Here is a 22,901-nt window from a genome sequence, read left to right as displayed (position 1 = left end):
AGGACGCGCGTATAGTTGAGTTGAAATGGCTGATTACTATCCGCTGATCGCCCGCGCTATTGCCGCCCTGGACCCCAACGCTCCCGGCGAGAGCCGTCGCGCGCTCTATGAGCGGGCGCGCACGGCGCTGATCGCGCAGCTCCGCAGCGTGCAGCCGCCGCTCTCCGAATCCGAGATCACCCGCGAACGGCTGTCGCTGGAAGAGGCCGTCCGCAAGGTCGAATCGGAGGCCGCCCAGCGCGCCCGCGAGGCCTCGCGCCCCGGTGGGGGCACTCGCCCGGGCGGCAGCGGCGATGCCTTCCGCCGGGCCAGCGCCCGCGCGGCCGAGGCCAACGCTCCCGCATCTCAGCCGGCCCCGCCGCGCACGCGTCCGGCCCCGACGCCGCCGCGCGCCGACCGCCCATCCTTTGGTGCTGACGATCAGGGCGACGCGCCGCGGCCGCCGCGTGCGCCGCGTTTTGACGCCCCGCGCCAGCCCGGCCCGTCCGCTCCGCCGCCGCTGCCGGAGCCGCAGACGCCTCCACCGGCCGGACGCGATCGCGCGGGTGCGCGCCGCCCGCCGGACATGGGCCCGCCGCCACCGTTACCACCCGCACCGGGCGTGCGCGGCTTCCGCGACATCACGGCCGATGCCAACGATCTCGGCGGCGCCGCCGCGCAGGCGAGCCGCGCCGCGCGCCGCACCTACGCCAACGTGCCCTCGCCCTCACCGGAGTTCGACCGGCTGGAGCCGAGCCTGGAAAACCGCACCGGCGAGTCCGAGGCGCCCTATTCCTACGACGAGTCGGTCGAGGAGGCCGAGCGCTACACGCCGCAGCCGCCGTCGCAGCGTGCGCGCATTGCAGCCGAGCGCGACGCCAAGAAGCGCGTCCGCACCGGCTCCGCCTTCCCGTTCAAGAGCGCGATCGCCGTCGGCATCGTGCTGATCCTGGTTGGGGCCGGCATCCTCTGGGGCAAGCAGCTGGTCCAGATCGTCAACGGCTTTCTCAAGCCGTCCGCGACCCAGGTGGTGGAGGCGCCGAATCCGGCCCAGCCGCAGAGCAAGCCGAAGATCCCGGATCGGGTCGGCCAGCCTTCGGCGAGCGACCAGCCGGTCGCGCCGGTGGCGCAGAAGGTCGTGCTCTATGACGAGGATCCGTCCGATCCGAAGGGCAAGCAATATGTCGGCTCGGTGGTGTGGCGGCTGGAGCCGATCAAGGCGTCCGGCAACCAGAAGGCCGACATCGCCGTGCGCGCCGACATCGAGATCCCCGACCGCAAGTTCAAGATGACGATGTCGTTCCGCCGCAACACCGATTCCTCGCTGCCGGCGAGCCACACCGCGGAATTGACTTTCATCCTTCCGCAGGACTTTCCGGGCGGCAGCGTCTCCAACGTGCCCGGCATCCTGATGAAGTCGAACGAGCAGGCGCGCGGTACGCCGCTCGCCGGCCTCGCCGTCAAGGTCACCGATGGCTTCTTCCTGGTCGGCCTCTCCAATGTCGACGCCGACCGTGCCCGCAACGTCCAGCTCCTGAAGGAGCGCTCCTGGTTCGACGTGCCGCTGGTCTACGCCAATCAGCGCCGCGCCATCATCGCGATCGAGAAGGGCGCCCCCGGCGAGCGCGTCTTCAACGACGCGTTCGCGCAGTGGGGCGATTGAGCTCTTCACCTCTCCCCAGCGGGGGAGATCTCGGATTGCAGCAATCCGGGTGAGCGGCCGCGCCATCTTGTGAGACTGCAACCACTCACCCGGATCGCACCTGCGATGCGCTTCGACCTCGCTCTACGGGAGAGGTGAAGCAAGCTCTCTCGCGGTCAGCGGTGCAACCGAAATTGAACGGCCTTACTGCGCGGCGGCTTCCCGCTTGCGCGATGCGGCGTGCTCGCGATCCATCACGGCGCGGCAGCCGGGACTGACATGTGCCTTGTTCCGCACCATGCAGGCCCTGATCCTGGGGATGTCGGGAATTTCACTGGAGCACAGCCGCATCGCATCGCCCGAGCACATCTGCTGCGCTTCGGACGAGAAGGCGAGACCAGGTGATGTCTGGAATGCGATGGCGGTGGCGGCGACGGCGAAGAGAGTTGCGATCGTCTGATAGCGTGTCATGCGGAATGGGTCCCCGAGTTCGTGGGCTTGAGCCACTTGATTTTGGGGCGCCGCACGCGGCTTGATCTGCCGCATGTCACAGCCTTCACGTCGGGAACTTTGGTCCCGCATGTGGTCGCTCGATTACTTGATGTTCGAATCGAAAGTGCTGCGCCGCCCGAGCGAAGTATGCGCCATTGTCACGGAGCTGCAATGGTCTGCGTGAAGGAATTTGCAATTGTTGCGCGCGAGTCACGCAAAGCCGGCGCGCGCGGCCAGATCAACCGATCGGGCGATGGCTCGCTTGCGCCGCATCGCTCGTGCCGAGTGATGCGGCGTGTTCTTCGACCGCGGTCACGCCCTTGGCCGTGAGTTCGAACAGATCGCCGTCCTTCATCACATAACCATCGGCGATCAGTTCGCCGATCTTGCCGTGGCGATCGTCGGCGAAGGCAACGGACTGGCTGATGTCCCGCAGGATCGAGAGTTGTTCATCGCGCAGCATGGCTTCACACTCCGTTCGCGGGTTCCGGTCCTCACATCCCGTGACTCTGAAACACCTTGCTACAAGACTTCGACAGCTTGGCTCGGTTGGCTTGCAGGCAACTCTGAACCGCACCGTCATTGCCGAGGTCCTTGCGGCACAGGCGCGATGCATCCCGCGAGCAGGCCTTCTGCTCCTGCGGCGTGCCCATGTGGCCTTGGGCGAGAGCAGGTGCATTCGACAGACCGGTCAGGGCTGCCAGCGCGAATGTCGCCAGAACAAGTCTACGGGGCATCGGGGCTCCAATCTGACAGGGACAAATTCAGGTCCTGCATGAACTCGTCGCTTTGCCACTTGTTCCCTTCAGGCGGGGCCTGCGCCCCGCTATTCAAGGTTCCCGCCGCGCTGCTATAAGGCTGTCGAAGTTAAGAGGGTGCTCGATGAAACGCTATCTGGTGTTTGCGCTGGTCGGTCCGTTTGTCGGCGGGTTCCTGCTGCTGCTGACGACGACCTATCAGTCCGGCTATTGGACCCAGACCAGCCTCAGCGAGGTCGGCAAGCTATTCGCAGTGTTCTTCAAGACCCTGCAATACAGCTATCTGTTCGGCTTCCTGCCCTCGCTGATGATCGGCGCGGTCGACGACATCCTGATCCACATCAGACGGATCGGCCCGGTCCTGCGGATGCTGCTGGTCGGCCTGTTCGCCTTCGTGCTGGCCTCGATGACCTACAGCTCGCGCGGGCCGGATTCGGGCGCGGTGCAGTTCATCCTGTACGGCCTCGTCGGGTTCGTGCCGGCAGTGATTTCATCCTGGCTCGTGCATAGATATGTCGAGGAGCCGCAGGCAATGACCGCACCGACCTGAGTGCGCGACCTTCGGGCGCGGCCCAGCAACCTCCGTCGCCGCGGCGCGTTCATTGGAAGCCATGTCCATGTCCGACGACGACATCCTTGCTCCGCGCCGATCCCGTTCGGGAAGCGGCTCGCATGCGCCCTTTGCGGGTAAGGAAGCGGCCGGGCCGATCATCGACCAGGAGGGTCACGAGATCCGCCCTGAGACGCTGGAGCAGGGATTCCGCGAGTTTCGCTTCGAATTCGGGCAAGGCAATCCGTTCGGCAATCTGACGCGCGAGCAGCGGATCGCGCGGCTCGAGGTGATCGCAAAGCTGCTCGACGTTGCCTTCATCCTGCCCGGCACCAATATCCGCTACGGCATCGACGGGCTGATCGGGCTGATCCCGGTCGTCGGCGACATCATCACCACCGCGATCTCGTTGTGGCTGGTGCGTGAGGCGAGGGCGTTGGGCGCGCCCTGGTACATCACGGCGCGCATGCTCGGCAATGTCGCGGTTGACGGCGTGGTCGGCCTGGTCCCGTTCGCGGGCGACGCCTTCGACGTCATGTTCCGCGCCAACATGCGCAACGTGCGCCTGCTCCGCCGCTGGCTGGAGAAGCAGCCGCGGATTTAAGCGTCGCGCGCATTCTTCGCCGATCCCCGAAAGCGCGGGGAGAAACGCAAAAAGCGCGACGGCCCTTCGGCCATCGCGCTTTCAGCGCACATCACAGGGCTTTGCGAAAGCTTACGCTGCGTCTGCGTCGGTCTCAGCCGGCTTGCGGCGGCGAGGCAACGGGAACGCCTCGCTCTCATAGAGCGAGCGGATGCCGTTCTGGTCGAAGCGCGCTTCTTCGACCTGGAGATAGGCGCCGTTCAGTGAATCCGTCGGCAACTGCTCCATCGCGAACTGCACGGCTTCGGCCGCGGTGCCGAACCGGCGATAGGTGAAGCCCGCCCGCTTCTTCTTGCGGATCGCGGCGGGGAAGAGTTCGGCGGAGGTGTTGAAGTTGAACGGACGCAGTGGACGCATGGTCAAAGACCTCGTGATCTTCTCTGGGGCTTTAAGCGCGTGGGGTTGGGGAGGGCAGAGGCCGCAATCGAGCGGGCCCGCCGCACATGGCATTTTCGTCCACTAATATAGGCCGATTTGACAAAAATGCGACCCCCGCGATGCGAGATGATGAATCCGCGCATGGCAGCCCCGCGCGAGCGATAAACCGTGCAATTTCAAAACGTTGCATGATTTACAGTTTGCCAAGAAGCATCAGCACGACCAGCACCACGAGCACGACGCCGCCGATCCCCATGCCGGAATGGCCGAGGCCATAGCCATAACCGCCGATCCGGCCGGACAGCCCGCCCAGCAGGTAGATGATCACCAGGATGATCAGGATGGTCCCGAGTGACATGGCATTCTCCCTGGCGGGCGCCAAATGCCATGGCCGCACCGCCAGGAAAAAAAAAGCACACTTCGCCGCCGGGTTCCGGGACGGAACCCGGCGGCCAAGTTTATTTCGGCTCGAGCTTCAGCGCGGCGGAGTTGATGCAGTAACGCAGGCCGGTCGGCCCAGGGCCGTCGGGGAAGACATGGCCGAGATGGCCGCTGCACTTGGCGCACAGCACCTCGGTGCGGATCATGCCGTGGCTGGTGTCGCGCTCCTCGTCGATATGGCTCTCGACGGCGGGCTGGGTGAAGCTCGGCCAGCCGCAGCCGGAATCGAACTTGGCATCGGAGGAGAACAGCACGTTGCCGCAGCCGGCGCAGACATAGGTGCCGGCGCGCTCGTCGTGCTCATATTCGCCGGAGAAGGGACGCTCGGTCGCCTTCTCGCGCAGCACCGCGTACTGCATCGGCGTCAGCTCGCGCCGCCACTGCTCTTCGCTCTTGATGAGCTTGTCGTCCGTTGTTTTCGTCCTGGGATCGGGCATGGGTCTCCCGTTTCTCTCGTCATGTCGTGATCAGTTGGTGGCCTTGCCGGCATTCACCAGCGTCGGCTTTTCAATGTAATTATCCGCGAACAGTTTTTTCAGGTTCTCGACCTTGGGGATGTCGTTATAGGCGATGTAAGGCTGGTTCGGGTGCAGCGTCAGATAGTCCTGGTGATAGGCCTCCGCCGGATAGAACGCCTCCAGCGCGCCGACCTTGGTCACGATCGGCTTGTTGAAGACCCGGGCCGCGTTGAGCTGGGCGATATAGGCCTCGGCCACCTTCTTCTGCTCGTCGGAGGTGGTGAAGATCGCCGAGCGGTATTGCGGGCCCACGTCAGGGCCCTGCCGGTTGAGCTGGGTCGGATCGTGCACCACCGAGAAGTAGATCTGGAGAATCTTTCCGTACGTAATCTTCTTCGGGTCGTACTTGATCTCGACGGACTCGGCGTGACCGGTGCGGCCACTCGAGACGGTCTGGTAGTCGGCAGTCGCCTTGGTGCCGCCGGCATAGCCGGAGACGGCGTTGACGACGCCAGCGGTGTGCTGGAAGACGCCCTGAACGCCCCAGAAGCAGCCGCCGGCGACGACGGCGGTCTGGATTTCGCTCGCGGGCGCTGCATCCATGGCGGGCGCGGGGATCACGACCGCATCCTCCGCGGCCATCGATGGCGCGGTGAACGAAAACGCCAATGCGGCGGTCGCGGCAAACAGGGACAGGGCACGGAAAGGAATTCGGCTCATGGCGCATCCTCGTTCGAAGGCGTTAGTGTAGGGCGATCGGCGTCAGGCGAACAGCCCGCTTGGCGGCAGTTCGTTACCTGAGATACGGGCCGGCCGGGCCATTATTACTTAATGCCGGACACGAGTCCGTGAAGTGAGCAACTCGTCATTCCGGCGGTGGGTCGAGATACTCAGGAGCGCAAGTGCGCACCATAGTTCGAGCTGTGCATCGCCTCGGAATGGCCAGTGTCACGACTCTTCGGCCCCGAACCTTAAACCACAATAGAGAGCCGCTTCGCCGCGCGCGTGATCCCGGTATATAGCCAACGTGACCTGGAGTCCTGGAACGCAAAGCTCTCGTCGAACAGCACGACGTCGTCCCATTGCGAGCCTTGCGACTTGTGCACCGTGAGCACGTAGCCGTAGTCGAACTCGTCATAGGGCTTGCGCTGCTCCCAGGCGATCTGCTCGACGCCGCCCTCGAAGCAGTCGGCGCGCACCGAGACCTTCGTCACCTTGTGGCCGAAATCCTCGTCCGGCGACAGCCGCATGCTGAGAATGCGCGATTTCGAGCGCGAGGTGTTGCGCGACTTCACGCGCCACAGGCCGCCGTTGAACAGGCCCTTCTTGCGGTTGTTGCGCAGGCACACCAGCTTGTCGCCGGCGACCGGAAAGGCGTCCTCGATGTTCTGGCGCTGGCGCACCCGCATGTTGTAGGCGCGTCGGGTGTTGTTGCGGCCGACCAGCACCTGGTCGGCGCCCATGACCCGGTCGGGATCGAGCTCCTTGCGCGACACCACCTCGCTCTCGCCGTAACGGCCGATGTCGAGCTCGCGGCCTTCGCGCACATCCATCGACATCCGCACGATCGGATCGTCCTGGGCCTGGCGATGTACCTCGGTCAGCATCGCGTCGGGCTCCGAATTGGTGAAGAAGCCGCCGCCCTGGATCGGAGGAAGCTGCGCGGGATCGCCCAGCACCAGCAGCGGGCAATCGAACGAGATCAGGTCCCGCCCCAATTCGGCGTCGACCATCGAGCATTCGTCGATCACGATCAGCTTGGCTTTTGAGGCCGGCGCGTCGTCCCACAGCTCGAAGCTCGGCTGCTCCTCGCCGGATTCGCGGGCGCGATAGATCAGGGAGTGAATGGTGGAGGCATCGTCGCAACCCTTGTTGCGCATCACCAGCGCCGCCTTGCCGGTGAAAGCGGCAAACTTCACCTCACCGTCGACGCCCTCGGCGATGTGCCGCGCCAGCGTGGTCTTGCCGGTGCCGGCAAAGCCGAACAGGCGGAACACCGGCGGCGTGCCGCCGCGGCCGGGTTTTGCTTTCAGCCAATCGCCAACGGCCTTGAGCGCGGCGTCTTGATGCGGGGTGAATGTCGGCATGGCTTTCCAGGAAGAACGGGCGCCACACTTAAATGAGTCGCCACTGGCAAACTAACCGTTCGTTCGCTGCAATCAAGTCATTCTCCCGCACGGCGGAATTGCTGCTCCGTAGACAGCGTTGCCTCACGCACTAAGATGAGGCCAACAAGAACAATGTGGGAGAGCGACGCCATGAAGTTCGGCATCTTCTACGAGCTGCAATTGCCGCGGCCCTGGGTGGCCGGTGACGAGCTCAGGCTCTACCAGAACGCGCTCTCGCAGATGGAGCTCGCCGACAGGCTCGGCTACGACCATGCCTGGGTGGTCGAGCATCACTTCCTCGAGGAATATTCGCACTCGCCCTCGCCGGAATCCTTCCTGGCCGCTGCAAGCCAACGCACGCAGAAGATCAGGCTCGGCCATGGCATCCTTCAGCTCACCACCAACCACCCGGCACGCGTCGCCGAGCGCGTCGCGGTGCTCGACCTGCTCAGCAACGGCCGCTGCGAATTCGGCATGGGCGAGAGCGCGTCGATCACCGAGCTCGAGCCGTTCGGGCGCGACATGGAAAGCAAGAAGGAGGTGTTCGACGAGGCCGTGGCCGCGATCTTCCCGATGTTCAAAGACGGCGGCAGCGAGCATCACGGCAAGTACTTCGACATCCCCTTGCGCAACGTCGTCCCGAAGCCGGTGCAGAAGCCGCATCCGCCGCTGTGGATGGCATGCTCGCAACTGCCGACCATCGAGCGCGCCGGCCGCCACGGCTTCGGCGCGCTCGGCTTTCAGTTCGTCAGCGCCGATGCCGCCCACGCCTGGGTGCACGCCTACTACAATGCGATGACTAAGCGGCTCACCAAGCTTGCCGATTACGAGATCAACCCGAACATGGCGCTGGTCTCGTTCTTCATGTGCGCCAAGACCGACGAGGAGGCGCGTGCCCGCGCCGACGGCGCCACCTTCTTCCAGTTCGCGCTGCGCTTCTACGGCGCCGCGCAGAACCGCCAGCGGCCCGCGCCCGGCACGGTCAACATGTGGGACGAGTACAACAAGTGGAAGCGCGACAATCCGCAAGCCCAGGAGGCGGCGTTGCGCGGCGGCCTGATCGGCTCGCCCGAGACCATCCGCAGGAAGCTGAAGCGATTCCAGTCTTCGCATATCGATCAGGTCATCCTGCTCAATCAGGCCGGCAAGAACAGCCACGAGCACATCTGCGAATCGCTCGAGCTGTTCGGCCGCGAGGTGATGCCGGAGTTCCAGAACGATCCGGCGCAGGCGGCCTGGAAGCAGGGCGTCATGAGCGGCGAGATCAAGCTGGAGGAAATCGACACGCAGGCCTTCACCGACCGCTACGGCAAGCTCGCGATCAACGTCGCCCCGGTGAGGGCCGCGGCGGGCTAGGCTGTAAGTCATGCTGCTGACGCAATCTCTGTCTTAGTCGGCGACAACCTAAAACACTGCGTGGGAACCGCTCTGGTTCCCCACGACGGTTCCATAGCCAAGGGTTTGGCACGAATCCGCAAAACATCGGCGCAAGCTTCATGAACGCTTCCGCGTTCGCTTGCTCTGTTTGCGGTGCCGGGAACCGGCGATCGAAAAAATCATAGGAGTTATGATGCTGTTCCGCTCGAGCGCCGCACTTTGCGGCGCCCTGGTTGCGCTTGCCGTTTCTGTTACCGTTGCTCGTGGTGAAACGCGGGGAGTTCACTCAAGCACCGTCGTCGATGCTAGCTCCGAGAATGCGCTCGTCGGCGCTGCCTCCATGTACAATCCCTTTAAGCCCGGCAAGGAGGAGGGCGGTCCGCGCACAGCCTCCGGCGAGCGTTATGATCCCTCTGCCTGGACGGCTGCCATCAAGACGAGTTTGCGTCGGAGATTTGGCGGGGTCCCATTTGGCGTGAGGCCAAAGTTTGCCCTCGTCGAGGCCGTCGGCAAGAAGGTCATCGTCAAGATAAATGACGTCGGACCACTCAGGCCCGGCCGCATCATTGACTTCAACGAGCGGACGATGCGCCATTTCGATCCAAGCCTGGAGCTCGGAGTCATTAAGGACGTAAAAGTTAGTCCGCTTTCAGGGGACAATTGGACACTGGGACCGGTGGGCTGAGAATCCAAGTTGGAAGAGGCAGTGCACGTCCCGGGATGGCGGGGCCGCCTTGACGGTCTAAAGTCTACGCATATCGACCAGATCACCCTGCTCAAGCAGGCCGGCAAGATGAGCCACGAGCACATCTGCCAATCGCTCGAGCTGTTCGGCCGCGAGGTGATGCCGGAGCTCCAGAACGTCCGGCGCAGGCGGCGTGGAAACAGGCCGCAAGGAACGGCGAGATCAAGCTGGAGGAAGTCGATACGCAGGTCCTTCACCGGCCGCTGCGGCAAGCTCGCGATCAACGTCGCGGCGGGGAAGGCGGCGGCGGGTTAGCGGGCCTGTGCAGCTGAACCGGTATGCGGTGATCAGTGCACAAGCGCGGCGTTTTGACCCGGAGCAGACCTCGCAGCCCGTTTCGTATCCAATCATGGCTAGATGGCGATCATTGCAACTTTGTCCCCTTTGGGTTGTTGCGGAAATGGCGATGCCCACTGCGGCGCCTGACGCAATCGGCCCGTCAGACGGCCGCGATCAGCTTCGCGAGCCAACGCGCTGCCTCTAGCGGCGAGCTCGGTTGGCGCACGTCATCCTTGTTTAGCAATTCGAGCGTCGGCCGATATCGGCGCGCGTGGCGCGTGCTGTCGATCGAGAGCAAAGCGGCACGCACGAGCGCCTAGCCCTAACGCAATGCGCGTCTCCGACGGTCAACGTCGCTCCTTATCGCGCTGGTCTCCCCGCTCTCGTCGTGACCAGCAAGCGCCAGGCAGCGCGAGGAACGATTCAACAAAGCGTGAGTTCGACCCTAAATCCAAGAAATAAAGCAAGAGGGTAAAGGCGATGACACGATCTGTGGAGGAGTTGAGACGCGAGTCCGAGCGCAACCGTGCAGAACTGGCGGCTACGGTAGGGCGACTAAAGGAGCAGATATCGGACACCGCCGACGACATTCGCCACAAGGTCTCGCCGCAGCACATCAAATCCGAAGTCACCGAATACGTCAGCCACAAGACCCAGAGTTGGGTCGAAGGGCTCAAGCAACAGATTATGGACAATCCGATGCGCGCAGTGGCCGCGGGCGCCGCAGTGGGAGTTCCGTTGCTGCGGTTGGCGCGAGGTGTGCCGTTGCCACTTCTGATGATCGGCGCCGGGCTTGCCCTGACTTCGAAGACAGTGCGGGATCGCGCTGCAGACGCCGCCGGTCCGGTCATGGATAATGCGGGGCGAATGCTAGAGGAGGTGACGGAGGGCGCCCGGGCCATGCAGGGCGATGCCAAGGAGACGCTATCCTCCGCTCAAAGCCGAGCCGCCGAGATGGCTGGTGACGCGCAGGACAAGGCCGCTGGAATTGCCGCTGATCTGCGGGCGGGCGCGGCTCGGGCCGCCAGTTTCGCGGGTGAAAAGCTCAAGAGCGGCATGGATGCAACCAAGGATGCCGCTGCCAGCGCGCCTGACCAGGCCCGTCAGACCATTGGCGACAATGCCGCCCTCATCGGAGGCTTGGGGATCGCGATCGGCGCCATCATTGCTGCGGCTCTTCCCGAGACCAGGGCTGAAGCCAAGGTCATGGGGAGAGCAAGCGACGGAGTGAAGCAGGCCGCGGCGGCTGCGGCGCAATCCGGATTCGAGGCAGCGAAAGACGCGACCACATCGGCAGCCGATGTTGCGGCGCAAAAGGTCGGCGAGGCTGATCTCGGCGCCCACGCCAGCCGTATGACGCAGAACATGGCGGACACATTGAAAGAGGCTGCCGGCGACGTGGTCAAAGCTGCCTTTAGTCCCTCTCAAACCAACACTTGAAGGAAAACCATCATGAGCGATTTGGACCCGCACAACGTAACGCAGTTCGCAAAGGACCAGGACAAAGGCACCGCGAAGGATCTGAAAGGACAGATCGGCGATGCCGGAGCGGAGATGAAGCAGCGCGCCGGTGATGCTCTCCAGGCATCGGCTGATCTTGCGCGTGACAAATTCAGTGAGGCCGCGGATGCAGCAAAGGGGGTCGCGGAGGGAACCGTGGACCAGATCCAGAGCCAGGCCCGTGAGCAGCAGCGGTCCGGCGCCGATTTCATCGAGCGCCTGGCGGGCAATATCCGCGAAGCCGGCCGAGCTTTCGAGACCGACGTACCGTTCGCGGCACGTGGCATCGATTCCGCTGCCGACTATGTCGAGGACGCCGCCCAGAAGATCCGGGAAGGGAGCTTCCGGGATCTCGTCGAAGGCGCAACCGACTTCGCCAAACGTCAGCCTGCGGCCTTCCTCGGAATATCGGTGCTGGCAGGCTTTGCGGCCGTCCGCTTCCTGAAGGCATCGGGCGGACACTCGTCATCCCCAGGGCAGCGCGACACGACGAACAGATCGTCGCCGGGAAGCGGTCAGAAGCCGGGCGGGACCTCGTTTTCGGCGGGAGAACAGACCTGGTCTCAGGGGTCCGTGCGGCGTGGCCCTAATCCCCAACAAACCTCATCCACGCAGGGCAACACAGTACCATGAGCATCGAGCGCGATATCAAAACCAGTCAAAGCGAGTTCAGGGCGATCTCGACCCTGCTCGGCGATGCCATGTCGCAGTTCGCCAAGCTCTTCCAGAACGAGATAGAGCTGGCAAAGGCGGAGGTTGGCGAAAAGCTTCAGAAGATCGGCAGCGCGCTAGGCTTGATCGTAGGCGGCGCCGTTCTGGTGATCCCGGCGATCGTCATGGCACTGTTCGCCCTGTCCGCCGCATTGATCTCCGCGGGATGGTCGCAGCCGGTCTCTTATCTGACGTCGGCAATTATCGCGGCGGCCATCGCCGCCGTGCTGGTCGCCGTTGGCATCAACCGGCTTGATGCGCGTCATCTGGCCCCCAGGGAAACGATCGGCCAGCTCGAAAAGGATAAGGACACTGTCAAGGGAATGGTGCGATGAGCAGCACAAAAACCAGCTTTATGGACAATTTGGTGGCCGCTGCCCGGGAAAACCCGCTTGCCGCCGCGCTGATCGGAGGTGGAGCCCTCTGGCTGTTGGCCGGCGACCGGCAGCTTAAGACTGCGGCGCGTTCGGCTGCGGATGCCGTCGCGCCGGTCGTCGACCTTGGGACGAGTGGTCTCAGGTCGGCGGCATCCGCGATCAAGCAGACCGAGGCTCCCCCAACCGCACCTGAAATGGACAACGATCGGTCGACGGGCGTCGGAGAAACCTTGGGAGGCGCGACCGCTGCCGCTTCCGATGCGGTCTCGGGAGCGGCCGACAACGTCCGAGATCGTTTCGACGAGGGCGTTGCCTTCGCGCAGGAGAAATTCAGCAGGCTCGGCAATGCGTTTCCGGACAGGGAGGCCATAAACAACGCGAAGTCATCACTCGCCAATATGCTCGAACGGCAGCCGCTCGTGCTTGGGCTCGTGGGCATCGCGATCGGTGCGGCGGTTGCAGGCGCGTTTCGCGCCTCCGAGATCGAGAACAAGTATATCGGCGACGTCAGCGACGATGTGAAGGCCGACCTGAACCGGCGCGCCGGTGCGGTCTCGCAGGCCGTGCGTGAAGCCTCGGACACGGTTGTCGCAGAAATCAGCGACACCAGCGCCGAAGTTGTGGACCGAGTTAAGCAGGCCGGCACGGACGCTGCGGCAGCTGCCCGTGCCGAGGTGAAGTCTCTTTGATGAGACCAGAAAGGGGGCGCGCTGGCCGTCAACGGCGCGCGCCCTTTGCTCGAGCTTGATCAGGCAGGATGCTTCGCACGCAGGTCGCTGCGAGAAAAGCCCGGCCTTCTGTTCTTCAAATCGTGCGCCGTTGTCGTCCGGCGATGAGGCCATACACAAAGAGCACGATGATGGCGCCGACCACGGCGCCGATGAGTCCGGCACCCTCTCCAGGACGGTACCAGCCAAGGGCTTGGCCGAGGTAGGTGGCCACGAAGGCGCCAACGATCCCGAGGATGGTCGTAAGGATGAACCCGGAGGGTTCGTTGTCACCTGGCATGATGAACTTTGCGATCACCCCCGCGATAAAGCCGATAATGATGGTCCAAATAATGCTCATTCTCCACTCCTCCTGAATAAACGACGACGGCAGTGCGAAGGCTATGAGGTGGGTAAACGCCCCTCAGGCGTGTACTTGTCGATTGCCTGGGGAAGCTCGCGCGATAACCTTGCGAGGATCTCCTCGTGAGACAGCCCGGTTTCCCGCTCCAGTTTGTCCAGCACGTCGGGGCCGATCGCTTCCCGCAATTGCGAGGGCGAGATGTCCTTGTTGGGCCCTGAACTGACCCAAGACCGAGCCGCGTCCCCGTGGCCGCTTTGGTCGAATTTCTCCAGCAGCTCGCCAATTCCTCCCTGCAGTAATCCTCCGACACCCGCCCCGCTCAGCATGCCTGTGAGATTGCCGAGCAGGCCGCCCAGCGGCTGGCGGGTGTTGGCGGGCTCAAGCGAGCCAGATCCCGGTCCTCTGAGCAACTCCGCCAGCTTGTCGCGGTTCTGATACCCGGCGATGGCTAGCAGTCCGAGCAGTGCGGTCATGGACGGCATTCCGCGGCTCATCTTGTAACTCCGTGACAAGGTTAGACAGCTCGAACTCGGCCAGTCCGGTTCTGTTCCTAGGCGTGCATTCGCAGCTCGCCGGAGCCGGTGCAGGCGAAACAGAAGCGGGCGTGATGAGCGGCCAACGAGCGGGCGCCGCGTCAGTTCAATCCCAATATGGAATAGCCGGGCGGGCGATCATCAGCCAAAAGATAGCCAGCACGGCTGCGAACGCCGGAAATCCAAAGGCGAACCACCACCGGAAGAGACGGTCATACTCTGCAGGCAGCTTGGCGTCGGTCTCGACCGCACGCACGGCGAGATCGCGCATTCGCATCTGCATCCACACCACCGGCAGCCAGAAAGCGCCGGTCACCACATAGAGTGCGATGGACGCCGCAATCCACCCGTCGCGAAGGGAATACCCGCTCGACCAAGCGAGCCATGTGCCGGTGATCGGCTGCAGGATCACGGCGCTCGCCGTGAACAGGAAATCGGCCAGCACGACCGTCCGCGCCACCCCCGCGATCTCGCGCGGGTCGCCGCGCAGATGCGCCACCAGCATGAAGAAAGCGATGCCGGCACCCGTGCCGAGCAGGACCGCAGCACCGATGATGTGCACCATCTTGATCAGAAAATAGAGCATCAGCGATCCTCTCGGATCGCCATGGCGACCAGATTGAGCATCAGCACCGGCCAGATCTTCAGCATCGGTCCGAGCGGATCGGCCCACAGCCGCGGCACCAGCGCCGTACCGATCACGACATAGGTCAGCGAGATGATCAGTGCTGCCCGGAGCCCGTAAAGGTTAGCCGGCCGCCACAGAATGGCGAGACCGATGACGATGTCGGCGAGGGCTCCCGCAATGACGGTGAGGGCAGCGAACCTTTCTCCCAATCCGCCTTCCCGGACGTACGACATTCCGATCTCCCAGCCCGGTCCCAGGGAGACGATGCCGGTGACGATCCAGAACAGACCGAAAACGCCGAATATCAGCGGCTTCAGCGCATACAGCCGCGCAAACCAACGCTCCTGCACCGAGGCGGGCTCGCTTGCGAGCGCGGCTGCAAGGTCACGCGGCACGATGCCCGTGGCCTGACGCCAGGGCTCGGGATCGCCGGTCGCGCCGCGCCGCATCTCGGCCTGCGCCGTCGAATTGACGGGCGTTGCCCAGCCCAGCATCTGGGCAACGTCCCCGGCGCGGTAAGCTGCCGAAGCCGCCCAGGAAGGCAGGTGCAGGCGGTAAGCGGGCCTCCAGCGCAGCCACGAGCGAAACAGCGCGACCGCGTCGCTGAAGGCCATCCGCTGCGGACCGGCCAGATCGAGTGCGAGACGAGAAGGCGCGCCGGGTTGCAGGAAGAACAGGACCGTGTCGACGACGTCGTCGAGATGCACAGGTTGAATAGCTGCCGTATCGGGCATGATCGGTAGGACCGGCAGGGAGGCCAGTCCTCGCAACAATGCGCTGCCACCATAGGCGGGCCGCCCTACAACGACTGAAGGCCGCAGCACGACCCAATCGAGGTCCCGCGCCATCAAGGCAGCTTCGCCGTCGCGTTTGGTGCGCGAAAAATCGGTCCGGGCATCGCGATTGCTGCCGATCGCCGAGAACAGGATGACACGGCGGACGCCGGCGCTTTCACACGCCGTATAAAGCGCCGCGCTGCCGGCGACATGAACGCCTTGCATGTCCTGCCCCTGCAGGGCACCCGCCGCATTGATGACGGCATCGACGCCCGCAAGAATGCCCTTCCACTTCGAAGCGTCGGTGGTCCGGGCAACATCGAGGGTGATGTGGTGCGCATTGGGTGCCGCCGGATGACGCGACACCAATACGCATTCATGCCCGTCGGCGGAGAGCCTGGCGTGGATTGCCGATCCAATAAGCCCCGTCCCCCCAACGAGCAGGATGCGCATCGACTGGTCCCTCGGTTGGCAGCCCAGACTCCGCAAACCGCTTCAAACGTGATGACACGGACGAATAAAGCAGGGCCGATGTAATGGTTCCTCGCGGCGGAACAGGTGAGTTTGGTGAAGGCAATTGTCGCGACGGCCCCTTGCCGCAATGTTGCGTCGCCATCGATATTGATGGGAGGGTCGCCGCGCCGACGCTAGACTACCGGACGCGGCGGCGGCGCAGGACGTGTACGGAGAGCGGGAAGGTGGCGGTTCTCGAGCTGAAATAAAAATGTGCATCGCCGGAATTGCGTTTCTTGACCCAAGCCTCCGTATGACCTGGGGCGCCGCCGAGCACCTGATCGTCTCGAGTCTCAGTCCTGCAACAAGCGAACTCCTGGAATGGCCATGGCAAAACATCGTATCTACACAACGAGCTTCGCAAGCGTTTACCCACTCTACGTTGCGAAAGCAGAGAAGAAAGGACGCAGCAAAGCCGAGGTCGATCAGATCATCTCCTGGCTGACGGGCTATGGTCAGAAGGAGCTGGAAGCTGAACTGGAAAAACAGACGGACTTCGAGACCTTCTTTGCAAAGGCCCCCAAGATCAATCCTTCCCGATCACTGATCAAAGGCGTGATTTGCGGCGTCCGAGTGGAGGATATCAAAGAACCAACGATGCGAGAGATCCGGTATCTCGATAAGCTGGTCGATGAGCTGGCCCGGGGAAAAACGATGGACAAGATTTTGCGAAAGGAGTGATTCTCGAGCAGCTGATTGAGCTCTTTGCGAACCCATCGACCCAGCGGGCCGACACCGCTCGATCTGATCGCGAGGATGAGGCAGCAGCTGCTGGTGCAATACCGGCCGTGTTCCGCTCTCCAACTTCCAGCGAAATCCCGTTCCTGCTATCCTCTCGCAAAACAACGGCTTGCGGAGGAAGACGATGCGGTCTCAGCCGGTGCCCGCATATCCAGCGGCTGGCGATGCCACGTCGGCGGTGCTCGCCATCGGACGCCCCGATTTCCCAAATGTCCTGATCGATACGCTGCGGCGGCAGGCCGGTGTCGGCCATTGCATGGTGTTTGCGCTGACCCGTGCCGGCGCTGCGCGCTGCCTGCTCGATGCCGGCAACATCCCGATCGGCGGCGATCTCGGCGCGGCCTATGCCGGACAGTTCCACGAATCCGATCCCAACCGCGATGCGCTGTTCGAGCGCGAGGGCGGCGCGCCGATCATGCTGCCTGCGTTCGCGCCGCGCATGTATGGCGCGCGCTACCGGAAAATCTTCTTCCAAGATTCCGGCATCGTCGACAAATGCGCGACCGCAATCTGGACTGGCGACACCTGCTTCTACGTCAACTTCTACCGCATCGCCGCGCAAGGTCGCTTCAGCGCCCTGCAGCGAGAGCGCCTTGAGGCGATCGCGCCGGCGATTGCCGCGAGCGTTGGCCGCCATTTTCAGCAGACCGCAACGCCAGACCGGACGCTCGCCGGGTTGCTCGCGAGCTGCGCGCCGCTCGCCGCGCTCACGCCGCGCGAGCAGGAGGTCTGCCGGCGCATCCTCGCCGGCTTCAGCTCCGAGGCGATCTCGAAAGACCTCGGCGTCAGCCTGCATTCGACCCTGACCTATCGCAAGCGTGCCTATGAGCGGCTCGGCATCTCCTCGCAGAGCGAGCTGTTTGCGATCGTCCTGCGCCTGCTAACGTGCAGTCTGAACTAAGGCGCGGACTCGGGGTCCGCGATATCTGCTTGCGAGGTAAAGCGGATACGCGGTCCCGGCTCCGGGACCGTCGCCTCGCGAGCCGCAGTCGACAACACTCCTCCGCCCCCGGCGAGCCGCATTGAACTCGCCAGCTCCGCTCGCCATGTGTGGGAGACAGCTTGGAGCAAACAATGAAGCAGCTTTTCACCTGTGTGGCGACCGTGGGCTGCCTGGTCGCCTTCCACTCCGTCGCGCAAGCCCGCTCTGCATTCGACGGATCCTGGGACCTCAATTTCGTGACGCAAAGAGGACCTTGCGATCCGACCTATAATTTCACCGTCAACATCACCGACGGAATAGTTACACATCCGAATCTAGTCAGATTCAGAGGCCACGTGGCGCGTTCCGGCGCGGTTCGGGCCTCGGTGACAGTTCAGGACAAATTCGCCTCCGGCTCAGGTAGACTCTCGAGCAATGTTGGCCGCGGGACGTGGAGCGGCCATTCAGGAAACGCGCGCTGTTCAGGCTACTGGACCGCACAGCGCAATTGGGCGCGCTGAGCCAATGTCGGAGTGGCCCGCAGGGAGCAGAGAACGCTCGCTGATTGCCTATGGCCCGGGTAGAATCAATCGACGGTATGGTTGACAAGTTTGCGAAGCTCCCTGCGACGCCAACGTGCGCGGACGTACCTGTGGAATAGAGGACTGACTCGCTCTCGCTATCAGTCTCAAGACGGCCAAAGCACTTGGGTGTGATCATTCCGCGACCGCTGGACAGCCGCGCGCACGAAGTATCGGCTGAGATCTGGTGTTGGCCAGAATGCGAATTCCGGACGCAACGTTCAAAGGTCCGCTCATCAGGGAAAACCGGAAATGCACCGGCCCGAGCGGCGTCACTCTTCCCTGAGGAAGCCAGAACTGGCTAATCGCCATCCACTATCGTCGATGTCATCATCCATTGCAGGCGGTCATCTGCGACGATCAGACTTTGGCTGAGACGTGCAGGTCTGTTGTGTAGAGTGCCATCCGTCAATGCATTCACGCTGGTCTAATCCGTCTAGTCAATAAAGTCCCGTCGGTCCTGGGCGGCCGGGCATGCATTCTGTCATGGATCCCCGTTTCTGAAGGCGACAATCCCAATAGGACTCGAGCATCATTGCGACCACCAGCAAAGCGATTGTCATCAAAAGTAGCGCAGCGATGCGACTGCTGCTCATTGAGATCCCTTTCTAGAGGCAGGCTTATCGCGAGACGGGGTGGCAATCTATGCTTGTTAACCTGCTTGTACTCGCGTATCTCTTGCCTATGGTTGCCATCAGGTTGACACTCATATGAGGTCCGCTTCTGGCCCGTAGCTGCCTCGCCCAACCATCCAACGACCGTCTGCTTTCAGGTGGAGAGCGGATTAGGGCCGTGAAGTCTCTTCGCTTCAGCATGTGACCCCAAACCCGAAGTCGGCCCCTGGGGAGTGGTGCGCTTGCGGAGGCGAAGATCGGTAACTCGAGATAAACGATCTCTGAACTGCCCGTTCGGCCGGCGTTCATATCATCCCTTTAGGATCTCCACACAGTAGTGAACCCCTGCCGTAGTTTGCAGCCGTGGAACCGAATCACGCGCTCGATAATTTGCGCAGGGACATACTCACAATGGAGGAGACACAATGAAGAAGCTTCTCATTTCGGCTGCTGCCGCTGCAATCATGACCGGCGCTGCCTACGCTCAGACGGAATTTTATGTAGTGCAAGACACCTCCACGAAGAAATGCACGATCATGGACAAGAAGCCGACCACCACAACCGCCGTCATCGTTGGCGACGGCAAGGTGTTCAAGACACGCACTGAAGCTGAGACCGGGATGAAGACCATCAAGGTCTGCGCGCACTAAGGGAGCGGTGGCGAGAAGCGATGACTCCCACTCCGTCCGCTCCCATCGACAAGAGAGAGGCCGCCGAAGTGGCCCCCCTCTATTCACCGGAACATACCAACTGGAGGATCAGCCATGTTGAAAGGAATGCGCAAGTATGCATTCAGCGCCGCAGCGGCAACTGCGTTTTTTGTAATCCCGATCTCGGCCTTTTCCCAATCCTTTGAGATTGGACCGGGAGGCGTCCGAGGGTACGACCGTCGAGGCGGCGGGCAATGCGAGCAATTGCGGCTTGCCTGCGAAAACAAGGACGCGCTAGGGGAACGGGGCGAAGGAAATTGCCGCAGGTACCGGGAGACCTGCCAAAGACCAGTACGCAGGGATGTGTGCGCCGAATTGAGACAGGCCTGCCTCTACAAGAACGAGCTGGGCGAACAAGGCGCAGGAAATTGCCGCAGGTACCGCGAGACTTGTCGGGGGCGCCTGTAAAGGTCTCGCCAATTTTCAGGGTGGCGGAGTGGTCCGGCATCGCTTGGCACTGCCCCGCGCACTCGTCATCGCGAAGGCCGCCTCAGTTGGCGGCCTCGTTCATATCAGGCCACCCGCGCCATGTCGCCTACTGGCCCGAATGCGAAGTCCAAGCGCCAAACAGTCTGCTTGTCGGGGGTGACCGGAAACGGCGATGCGCCCGCGAGCAATAGCCTTTGCGCTCGCGGCCGGTTGTTCAAGGACGTCCGACAAGCAATGGCAGCACGTCTGCACCGCCCGCCATGAGCGGATTCGACGGCTCGAAATGTTCCCGCAATTCTCGCTTCCGGACGAGTGAGCGCGCGTCGAGAAACGCATCCTTCAGGCTGACGGCTTTCCGGAGCGCGACGTTGAAAAAAGCGTCGCCAAAATAGGTCCACTTGGCCTTGTCCTGGCAGCCGAACGACGAATGCTTGTCATCGGCCGCGGTGATGACCAGCACATCGGGAGTCGCCAGGCGCGGGATAAAAACCCCGGAATAACAAGCCGAGATCACCACCACCTTGTGTCGCACACCTGTCTTCGCGAGCATGTCGCGGAGATGAGATGGTGTGAGCGTTTGTGTGAGCCGCCCCGCCTTGATTGCAAGGCCATCAGGAGAGCCATGCGAGGTGAGAATCAAAAAGAGAACATCTTTCTCGGCATCCAAGCGGTTGGCTGCCGTCTGCAACGACTTGGCCAGAGCTTCGATCGTTGCATTTCCCCCTTTCTTGGAATTGTACTCCACGTTGATCGGTCCCGTCTCGAAACGGCCGGCCACGACCTGAGCCGCGCCGGTCGCCTCGGATCTAAACACGCCTTGATCCCCGTACAGGCCAAAGGACACCACGCCAACCTTTCCAGCGTCCGCAATCGCATGGACCGGAGGAACCAACGGCCAGATGGTCAGAAAAAAAGCAACGAGCGGCGCGCCGAGCTGCCTGATCGAAGACCTGGAGGTCATCGCGAACCTCGTTTCGAGATCGCCGCTACAGAACTGCGGCTCAACACAAAATAGCGGAAATCCAGTGAATTTCCATCCTTCGGAATGGCACGTGCAAGGGTCCGGATATGGCCCATTGCATCCTTTGACGCGGTGTAGCTAGGAGTCCGTTCACAGAGACAGGCCGGGCGTTCGCGTCCGAGGGCCGGATCGTGGGTCGACCGCAAACTGCCCAGCTCAACAGCTAATTACTATCGCCAACGAAACCTGAAGGCCCACGATGAGCGGGCCCTCGACGGATGGACGAAGGCTTTTACGGTCCCATCCTCGCCGAAGCGGGATGTCCGGGCACCTGGAAGCGCTTGCCTGTGTCCGTGATGTTACTGCCATCGACCTTCAGAATCGAGAAGTCCTGCGTCAGATAGTTGCCGATGAGAAGGTACTTGCCGTCGGGCGTGAAGACTGCAGCCTCGGGCAAGCCGCCGACCTCAATGTCTGCGGTCTTGCTCACTTTCTTGCCGTCGATCTTGAGAACCGAGATGCTACCGTTCTTTTCGTAGAAGTATGCGTTCTTCATGTTGGAGCCGCGCAGAATGACCGCAACCGCGACGTCGCCCTTGGGGCTGATTGCAAGCCCCTCGGGGCCGTCGCCCACCACCACCCGATCGATGATGCGTGGCGGATCGGCCTCCAAATCGATGACGCTCGTGGTATCCACACTTCCATCGGAAGCACCTGCGTTGCCGTTATCCGAGGTCAGGGCGATTTTCCCGCCGGGTGCGGCCGCGACATTGTAGGGCCACTGGCCGGCCGGCAGGTCGATCTTGTTGTACGTCACCTTATCGCCCGCGATGTCCAGCATGGAGACTTTGTGAGCAGGGAAGCGGGCGACCAGGGCTCGCTTGCCATCAGGGGTGAACGTCACGTGCGACGGACTGTCCGGCATCGCAACGGTTTCCGTGATCTTCACGTCAGTGCCGTTCACGGAGAGGACGCTGATCGAATTGTCTCCGCGATTGGCGACCAGTGCCATCTTGCCATCTGGACTGAAGCTGAGCCCGGAAGGTTGTTTCCCGCCAGTGAGCGTTGCAGCCAGCTTGGGCGGATTGGCCTGCAGGTCGACGACGTAAATCTTGTTGTCCAGCACCTGTTTCAGCGTGTCGCCCTCCTTGACGACGTCGACCGAGTCGGCGACCAGCGCCACGGTTCCGCTGGGATCGATCGCAACGTTCACGGGCGGTCCGACCACTGAGTTCTTCAGCGGCAGGGCACCGATGATCTTGGGGGTTTCAGGAGAGGCGAGATCAACGATGAGAACCTGATCCTTACCAGGTGCAGACAGAACGGGCTTGCCGCTTTCGTCCCACAGAAGCTTCTCATCGAGGCCGACGATCAAGAGCGGCTTCGCGTGCCCAGTGTTAAAGCTCGTACTGAGCAGCATGACGGCCGCAAATGATAATCCTATGGCACGGTTACGCCACATCTTGGCATCCTCCCGAAAATGACGCCCGCCTCTGCAGGGCTGGTCTTAGCAGTTTACGAGGTGAGGCATTCGTTCGCTAGTGGTGCCTCGTCTGATCTCCTGGCTTCTCGCCTGTCGCCCTCAGATGGTCATCGAGGGCTTGGCGGGTCGCCTCGGTAAGCTCGAATTTGACGGGACGACCGGTCTTCTTCTGGCGGACACTGGCTCGATCGGCCGCATAGCCGCTGGGTGCGATATCATCGACTTTGGGGCGACAACGTCGCAACCACGAAGTTTGCTATCGATAGCGACGTTGAACAGCGCCAGATCGCGAATCCGACCTTCGACCTGGAGCTTTGTTCGAATGGACCAGACGTGCTTGGGACGGAGTGGCGGCTTCGCGCCAACGATCTTTCCCTTGTTCCACGGTACCCGCTTGGCGACGCTTTCAATTACCCACATTTAGCCGAGGGGGCTGAGGGAGCGCACCAACTATTGCATCGCAGGAATCGACCGTGATTCCTTGTCTGGCACCGATTCGCA

General features: G+C 62.6%; 28 protein-coding genes and 1 pseudogene. 14 read left to right on the top strand and 15 right to left on the bottom strand.

Features of this window, described 5'->3' with window-relative positions; genetic code table 11:
• The first annotated feature begins 25 nt into the window (after positions 1 to 25).
• A complete protein-coding gene (locus IVA87_RS12485; protein ID WP_247333718.1) occupies positions 26 to 1,642 on the top strand; it encodes a hypothetical protein in 1,617 nt (538 codons plus the stop codon).
• A gap of 183 nt (positions 1,643 to 1,825) precedes the next feature.
• On the opposite strand, the gene IVA87_RS12480 is transcribed toward IVA87_RS12485, so the two are convergent.
• The 3 genes from IVA87_RS12480 to IVA87_RS12470 all read right to left on the bottom strand — a co-directional run bounded on the left by IVA87_RS12480 (position 1,826) and on the right by IVA87_RS12470 (position 2,850).
• Complete coding sequence (locus IVA87_RS12480) at positions 1,826 to 2,092, bottom strand: hypothetical protein (protein WP_247333716.1); 267 nt, start codon at positions 2,090 to 2,092, stop codon at positions 1,826 to 1,828.
• A gap of 259 nt (positions 2,093 to 2,351) precedes the next feature.
• Positions 2,352 to 2,576, bottom strand: a complete 225-nt coding sequence (locus tag IVA87_RS12475) for a hypothetical protein (RefSeq protein WP_247333714.1) — start codon at positions 2,574 to 2,576, stop codon at positions 2,352 to 2,354.
• A 31-nt stretch (positions 2,577 to 2,607) separates the two neighbouring features.
• A complete protein-coding gene (locus tag IVA87_RS12470) occupies positions 2,608 to 2,850 on the bottom strand; it encodes a hypothetical protein (RefSeq protein WP_247280132.1) in 243 nt (80 codons plus the stop codon).
• Between the two features lie 145 nt (positions 2,851 to 2,995).
• On the opposite strand from IVA87_RS12470, the gene IVA87_RS12465 reads away from it, so the two are divergent.
• Entirely contained in the window at positions 2,996 to 3,421 is a 426-nt protein-coding gene (locus IVA87_RS12465; protein ID WP_247333713.1) for a DUF5413 family protein, read from the top strand.
• Positions 3,422 to 3,482: 61 nt separating this feature from the next.
• Positions 3,483 to 4,025, top strand: coding sequence for a DUF4112 domain-containing protein (locus tag IVA87_RS12460; protein WP_247333712.1), 543 nt, complete (start codon positions 3,483 to 3,485; stop codon positions 4,023 to 4,025).
• A gap of 111 nt (positions 4,026 to 4,136) precedes the next feature.
• On the opposite strand, the gene IVA87_RS12455 is transcribed toward IVA87_RS12460, so the two are convergent.
• The 5 genes from IVA87_RS12455 to IVA87_RS12435 form a co-directional block, all read right to left on the bottom strand.
• Positions 4,137 to 4,421 (bottom strand): hypothetical protein, encoded by a 285-nt coding sequence (locus IVA87_RS12455; RefSeq protein WP_247280129.1) that lies wholly within the window; start codon positions 4,419 to 4,421, stop codon positions 4,137 to 4,139.
• A gap of 214 nt (positions 4,422 to 4,635) precedes the next feature.
• Positions 4,636 to 4,800, bottom strand: a complete 165-nt coding sequence (locus IVA87_RS12450; protein WP_247298884.1) for a DUF3309 family protein — start codon at positions 4,798 to 4,800, stop codon at positions 4,636 to 4,638.
• Positions 4,801 to 4,900: 100 nt separating this feature from the next.
• Positions 4,901 to 5,320: a peptide-methionine (R)-S-oxide reductase MsrB gene (msrB, locus tag IVA87_RS12445; RefSeq protein WP_247298881.1), complete on the bottom strand. Its 420-nt coding sequence runs from the start codon at positions 5,318 to 5,320 to the stop codon at positions 4,901 to 4,903.
• Between the two features lie 30 nt (positions 5,321 to 5,350).
• On the bottom strand, positions 5,351 to 6,061 hold the full coding sequence (gene msrA, locus IVA87_RS12440) for a peptide-methionine (S)-S-oxide reductase MsrA (RefSeq protein ID WP_247333711.1): 711 nt from the start codon (positions 6,059 to 6,061) through the stop codon (positions 5,351 to 5,353).
• 251 nt (positions 6,062 to 6,312) lie between these two features.
• Positions 6,313 to 7,428, bottom strand: coding sequence for an ATP-dependent RecD-like DNA helicase (locus tag IVA87_RS12435; RefSeq protein WP_247333710.1), 1,116 nt, complete (start codon positions 7,426 to 7,428; stop codon positions 6,313 to 6,315).
• Between the two features lie 171 nt (positions 7,429 to 7,599).
• On the opposite strand from IVA87_RS12435, the gene IVA87_RS12430 reads away from it, so the two are divergent.
• The 7 genes from IVA87_RS12430 (at position 7,600) to IVA87_RS12400 (ending at position 13,127) form a co-directional block, all read left to right on the top strand.
• Positions 7,600 to 8,805 carry an LLM class flavin-dependent oxidoreductase gene (locus IVA87_RS12430; protein WP_247280125.1) on the top strand — a complete coding sequence of 402 codons (1,206 nt, stop codon included), beginning with the start codon at positions 7,600 to 7,602 and terminating at the stop codon, positions 8,803 to 8,805.
• A 211-nt stretch (positions 8,806 to 9,016) separates the two neighbouring features.
• Positions 9,017 to 9,511, top strand: a complete 495-nt coding sequence (locus IVA87_RS12425; RefSeq protein WP_247466076.1) for a septal ring lytic transglycosylase RlpA family protein — start codon at positions 9,017 to 9,019, stop codon at positions 9,509 to 9,511.
• A 21-nt stretch (positions 9,512 to 9,532) separates the two neighbouring features.
• A complete protein-coding gene (locus IVA87_RS12420; protein WP_247333708.1) occupies positions 9,533 to 9,826 on the top strand; it encodes a hypothetical protein in 294 nt (97 codons plus the stop codon).
• 504 nt (positions 9,827 to 10,330) lie between these two features.
• Complete coding sequence (locus tag IVA87_RS12415; protein WP_247333707.1) at positions 10,331 to 11,290, top strand: DUF3618 domain-containing protein; 960 nt, start codon at positions 10,331 to 10,333, stop codon at positions 11,288 to 11,290.
• A gap of 12 nt (positions 11,291 to 11,302) precedes the next feature.
• Positions 11,303 to 11,983 carry a hypothetical protein gene (locus IVA87_RS12410; RefSeq protein ID WP_247280121.1) on the top strand — a complete coding sequence of 227 codons (681 nt, stop codon included), beginning with the start codon at positions 11,303 to 11,305 and terminating at the stop codon, positions 11,981 to 11,983.
• On the top strand, positions 11,980 to 12,396 hold the full coding sequence (locus IVA87_RS12405) for a phage holin family protein (protein ID WP_247333704.1): 417 nt from the start codon (positions 11,980 to 11,982) through the stop codon (positions 12,394 to 12,396). The genes IVA87_RS12410 and IVA87_RS12405 overlap by 4 nt, the downstream gene beginning before the upstream one ends.
• Complete coding sequence (locus IVA87_RS12400) at positions 12,393 to 13,127, top strand: hypothetical protein (protein ID WP_247333701.1); 735 nt, start codon at positions 12,393 to 12,395, stop codon at positions 13,125 to 13,127. The genes IVA87_RS12405 and IVA87_RS12400 overlap by 4 nt, the downstream gene beginning before the upstream one ends.
• Before the next feature lie 115 nt (positions 13,128 to 13,242).
• Here IVA87_RS12400 and IVA87_RS12395 read toward each other — a convergent pair whose 3' ends face one another.
• The 4 genes from IVA87_RS12395 to IVA87_RS12380 form a co-directional block, all read right to left on the bottom strand.
• A complete protein-coding gene (locus tag IVA87_RS12395) occupies positions 13,243 to 13,506 on the bottom strand; it encodes a GlsB/YeaQ/YmgE family stress response membrane protein (RefSeq protein WP_247280118.1) in 264 nt (87 codons plus the stop codon).
• A 41-nt stretch (positions 13,507 to 13,547) separates the two neighbouring features.
• Complete coding sequence (locus tag IVA87_RS12390; RefSeq protein ID WP_247333699.1) at positions 13,548 to 14,003, bottom strand: YidB family protein; 456 nt, start codon at positions 14,001 to 14,003, stop codon at positions 13,548 to 13,550.
• A 145-nt stretch (positions 14,004 to 14,148) separates the two neighbouring features.
• A complete protein-coding gene (locus tag IVA87_RS12385) occupies positions 14,149 to 14,628 on the bottom strand; it encodes a DUF2269 domain-containing protein (protein WP_247333697.1) in 480 nt (159 codons plus the stop codon).
• Positions 14,628 to 15,899 carry an SDR family oxidoreductase gene (locus IVA87_RS12380; RefSeq protein ID WP_247333696.1) on the bottom strand — a complete coding sequence of 424 codons (1,272 nt, stop codon included), beginning with the start codon at positions 15,897 to 15,899 and terminating at the stop codon, positions 14,628 to 14,630. Before IVA87_RS12380 ends, IVA87_RS12385 begins: the two co-directional genes overlap by 1 nt.
• Positions 15,900 to 16,286: 387 nt before the next feature.
• Between IVA87_RS12380 and IVA87_RS12375 the strand changes: the two genes are divergently transcribed.
• The 4 genes from IVA87_RS12375 to IVA87_RS12360 all read left to right on the top strand — a co-directional run bounded on the left by IVA87_RS12375 (position 16,287) and on the right by IVA87_RS12360 (position 19,467).
• Entirely contained in the window at positions 16,287 to 16,640 is a 354-nt protein-coding gene (locus tag IVA87_RS12375) for a DUF2200 domain-containing protein (RefSeq protein ID WP_247333695.1), read from the top strand.
• A gap of 184 nt (positions 16,641 to 16,824) precedes the next feature.
• Positions 16,825 to 17,601: a helix-turn-helix transcriptional regulator gene (locus IVA87_RS12370; protein ID WP_247333694.1), complete on the top strand. Its 777-nt coding sequence runs from the start codon at positions 16,825 to 16,827 to the stop codon at positions 17,599 to 17,601.
• A 173-nt stretch (positions 17,602 to 17,774) separates the two neighbouring features.
• Entirely contained in the window at positions 17,775 to 18,143 is a 369-nt protein-coding gene (locus IVA87_RS12365; RefSeq protein ID WP_247333693.1) for a hypothetical protein, read from the top strand.
• A 1,099-nt stretch (positions 18,144 to 19,242) separates the two neighbouring features.
• Positions 19,243 to 19,467: a hypothetical protein gene (locus IVA87_RS12360; RefSeq protein ID WP_247333692.1), complete on the top strand. Its 225-nt coding sequence runs from the start codon at positions 19,243 to 19,245 to the stop codon at positions 19,465 to 19,467.
• Positions 19,468 to 20,170: 703 nt separating this feature from the next.
• On the opposite strand, the gene IVA87_RS12355 is transcribed toward IVA87_RS12360, so the two are convergent.
• The 3 genes and pseudogenes from IVA87_RS12355 to IVA87_RS12345 all read right to left on the bottom strand — a co-directional run.
• Positions 20,171 to 20,917: a C13 family peptidase gene (locus IVA87_RS12355; protein ID WP_247333691.1), complete on the bottom strand. Its 747-nt coding sequence runs from the start codon at positions 20,915 to 20,917 to the stop codon at positions 20,171 to 20,173.
• 292 nt (positions 20,918 to 21,209) lie between these two features.
• Complete coding sequence (locus IVA87_RS12350) at positions 21,210 to 22,337, bottom strand: beta-propeller fold lactonase family protein (RefSeq protein WP_247333690.1); 1,128 nt, start codon at positions 22,335 to 22,337, stop codon at positions 21,210 to 21,212.
• Between the two features lie 139 nt (positions 22,338 to 22,476).
• Positions 22,477 to 22,820 (bottom strand): annotated as a pseudogene (locus tag IVA87_RS12345) (integrase); the annotation flags it as partial.
• Positions 22,821 to 22,901 lie beyond the last annotated feature (81 nt).

The organism is Bradyrhizobium sp. 147, assembly GCF_023073935.1.
In the GTDB taxonomy this organism is placed as follows: Bacteria; Pseudomonadota; Alphaproteobacteria; order Rhizobiales; family Xanthobacteraceae; genus Bradyrhizobium.
Note: the sequence above shows the minus strand (reverse complement) of the source record. Positions and strands in the feature narration are given on the sequence as shown.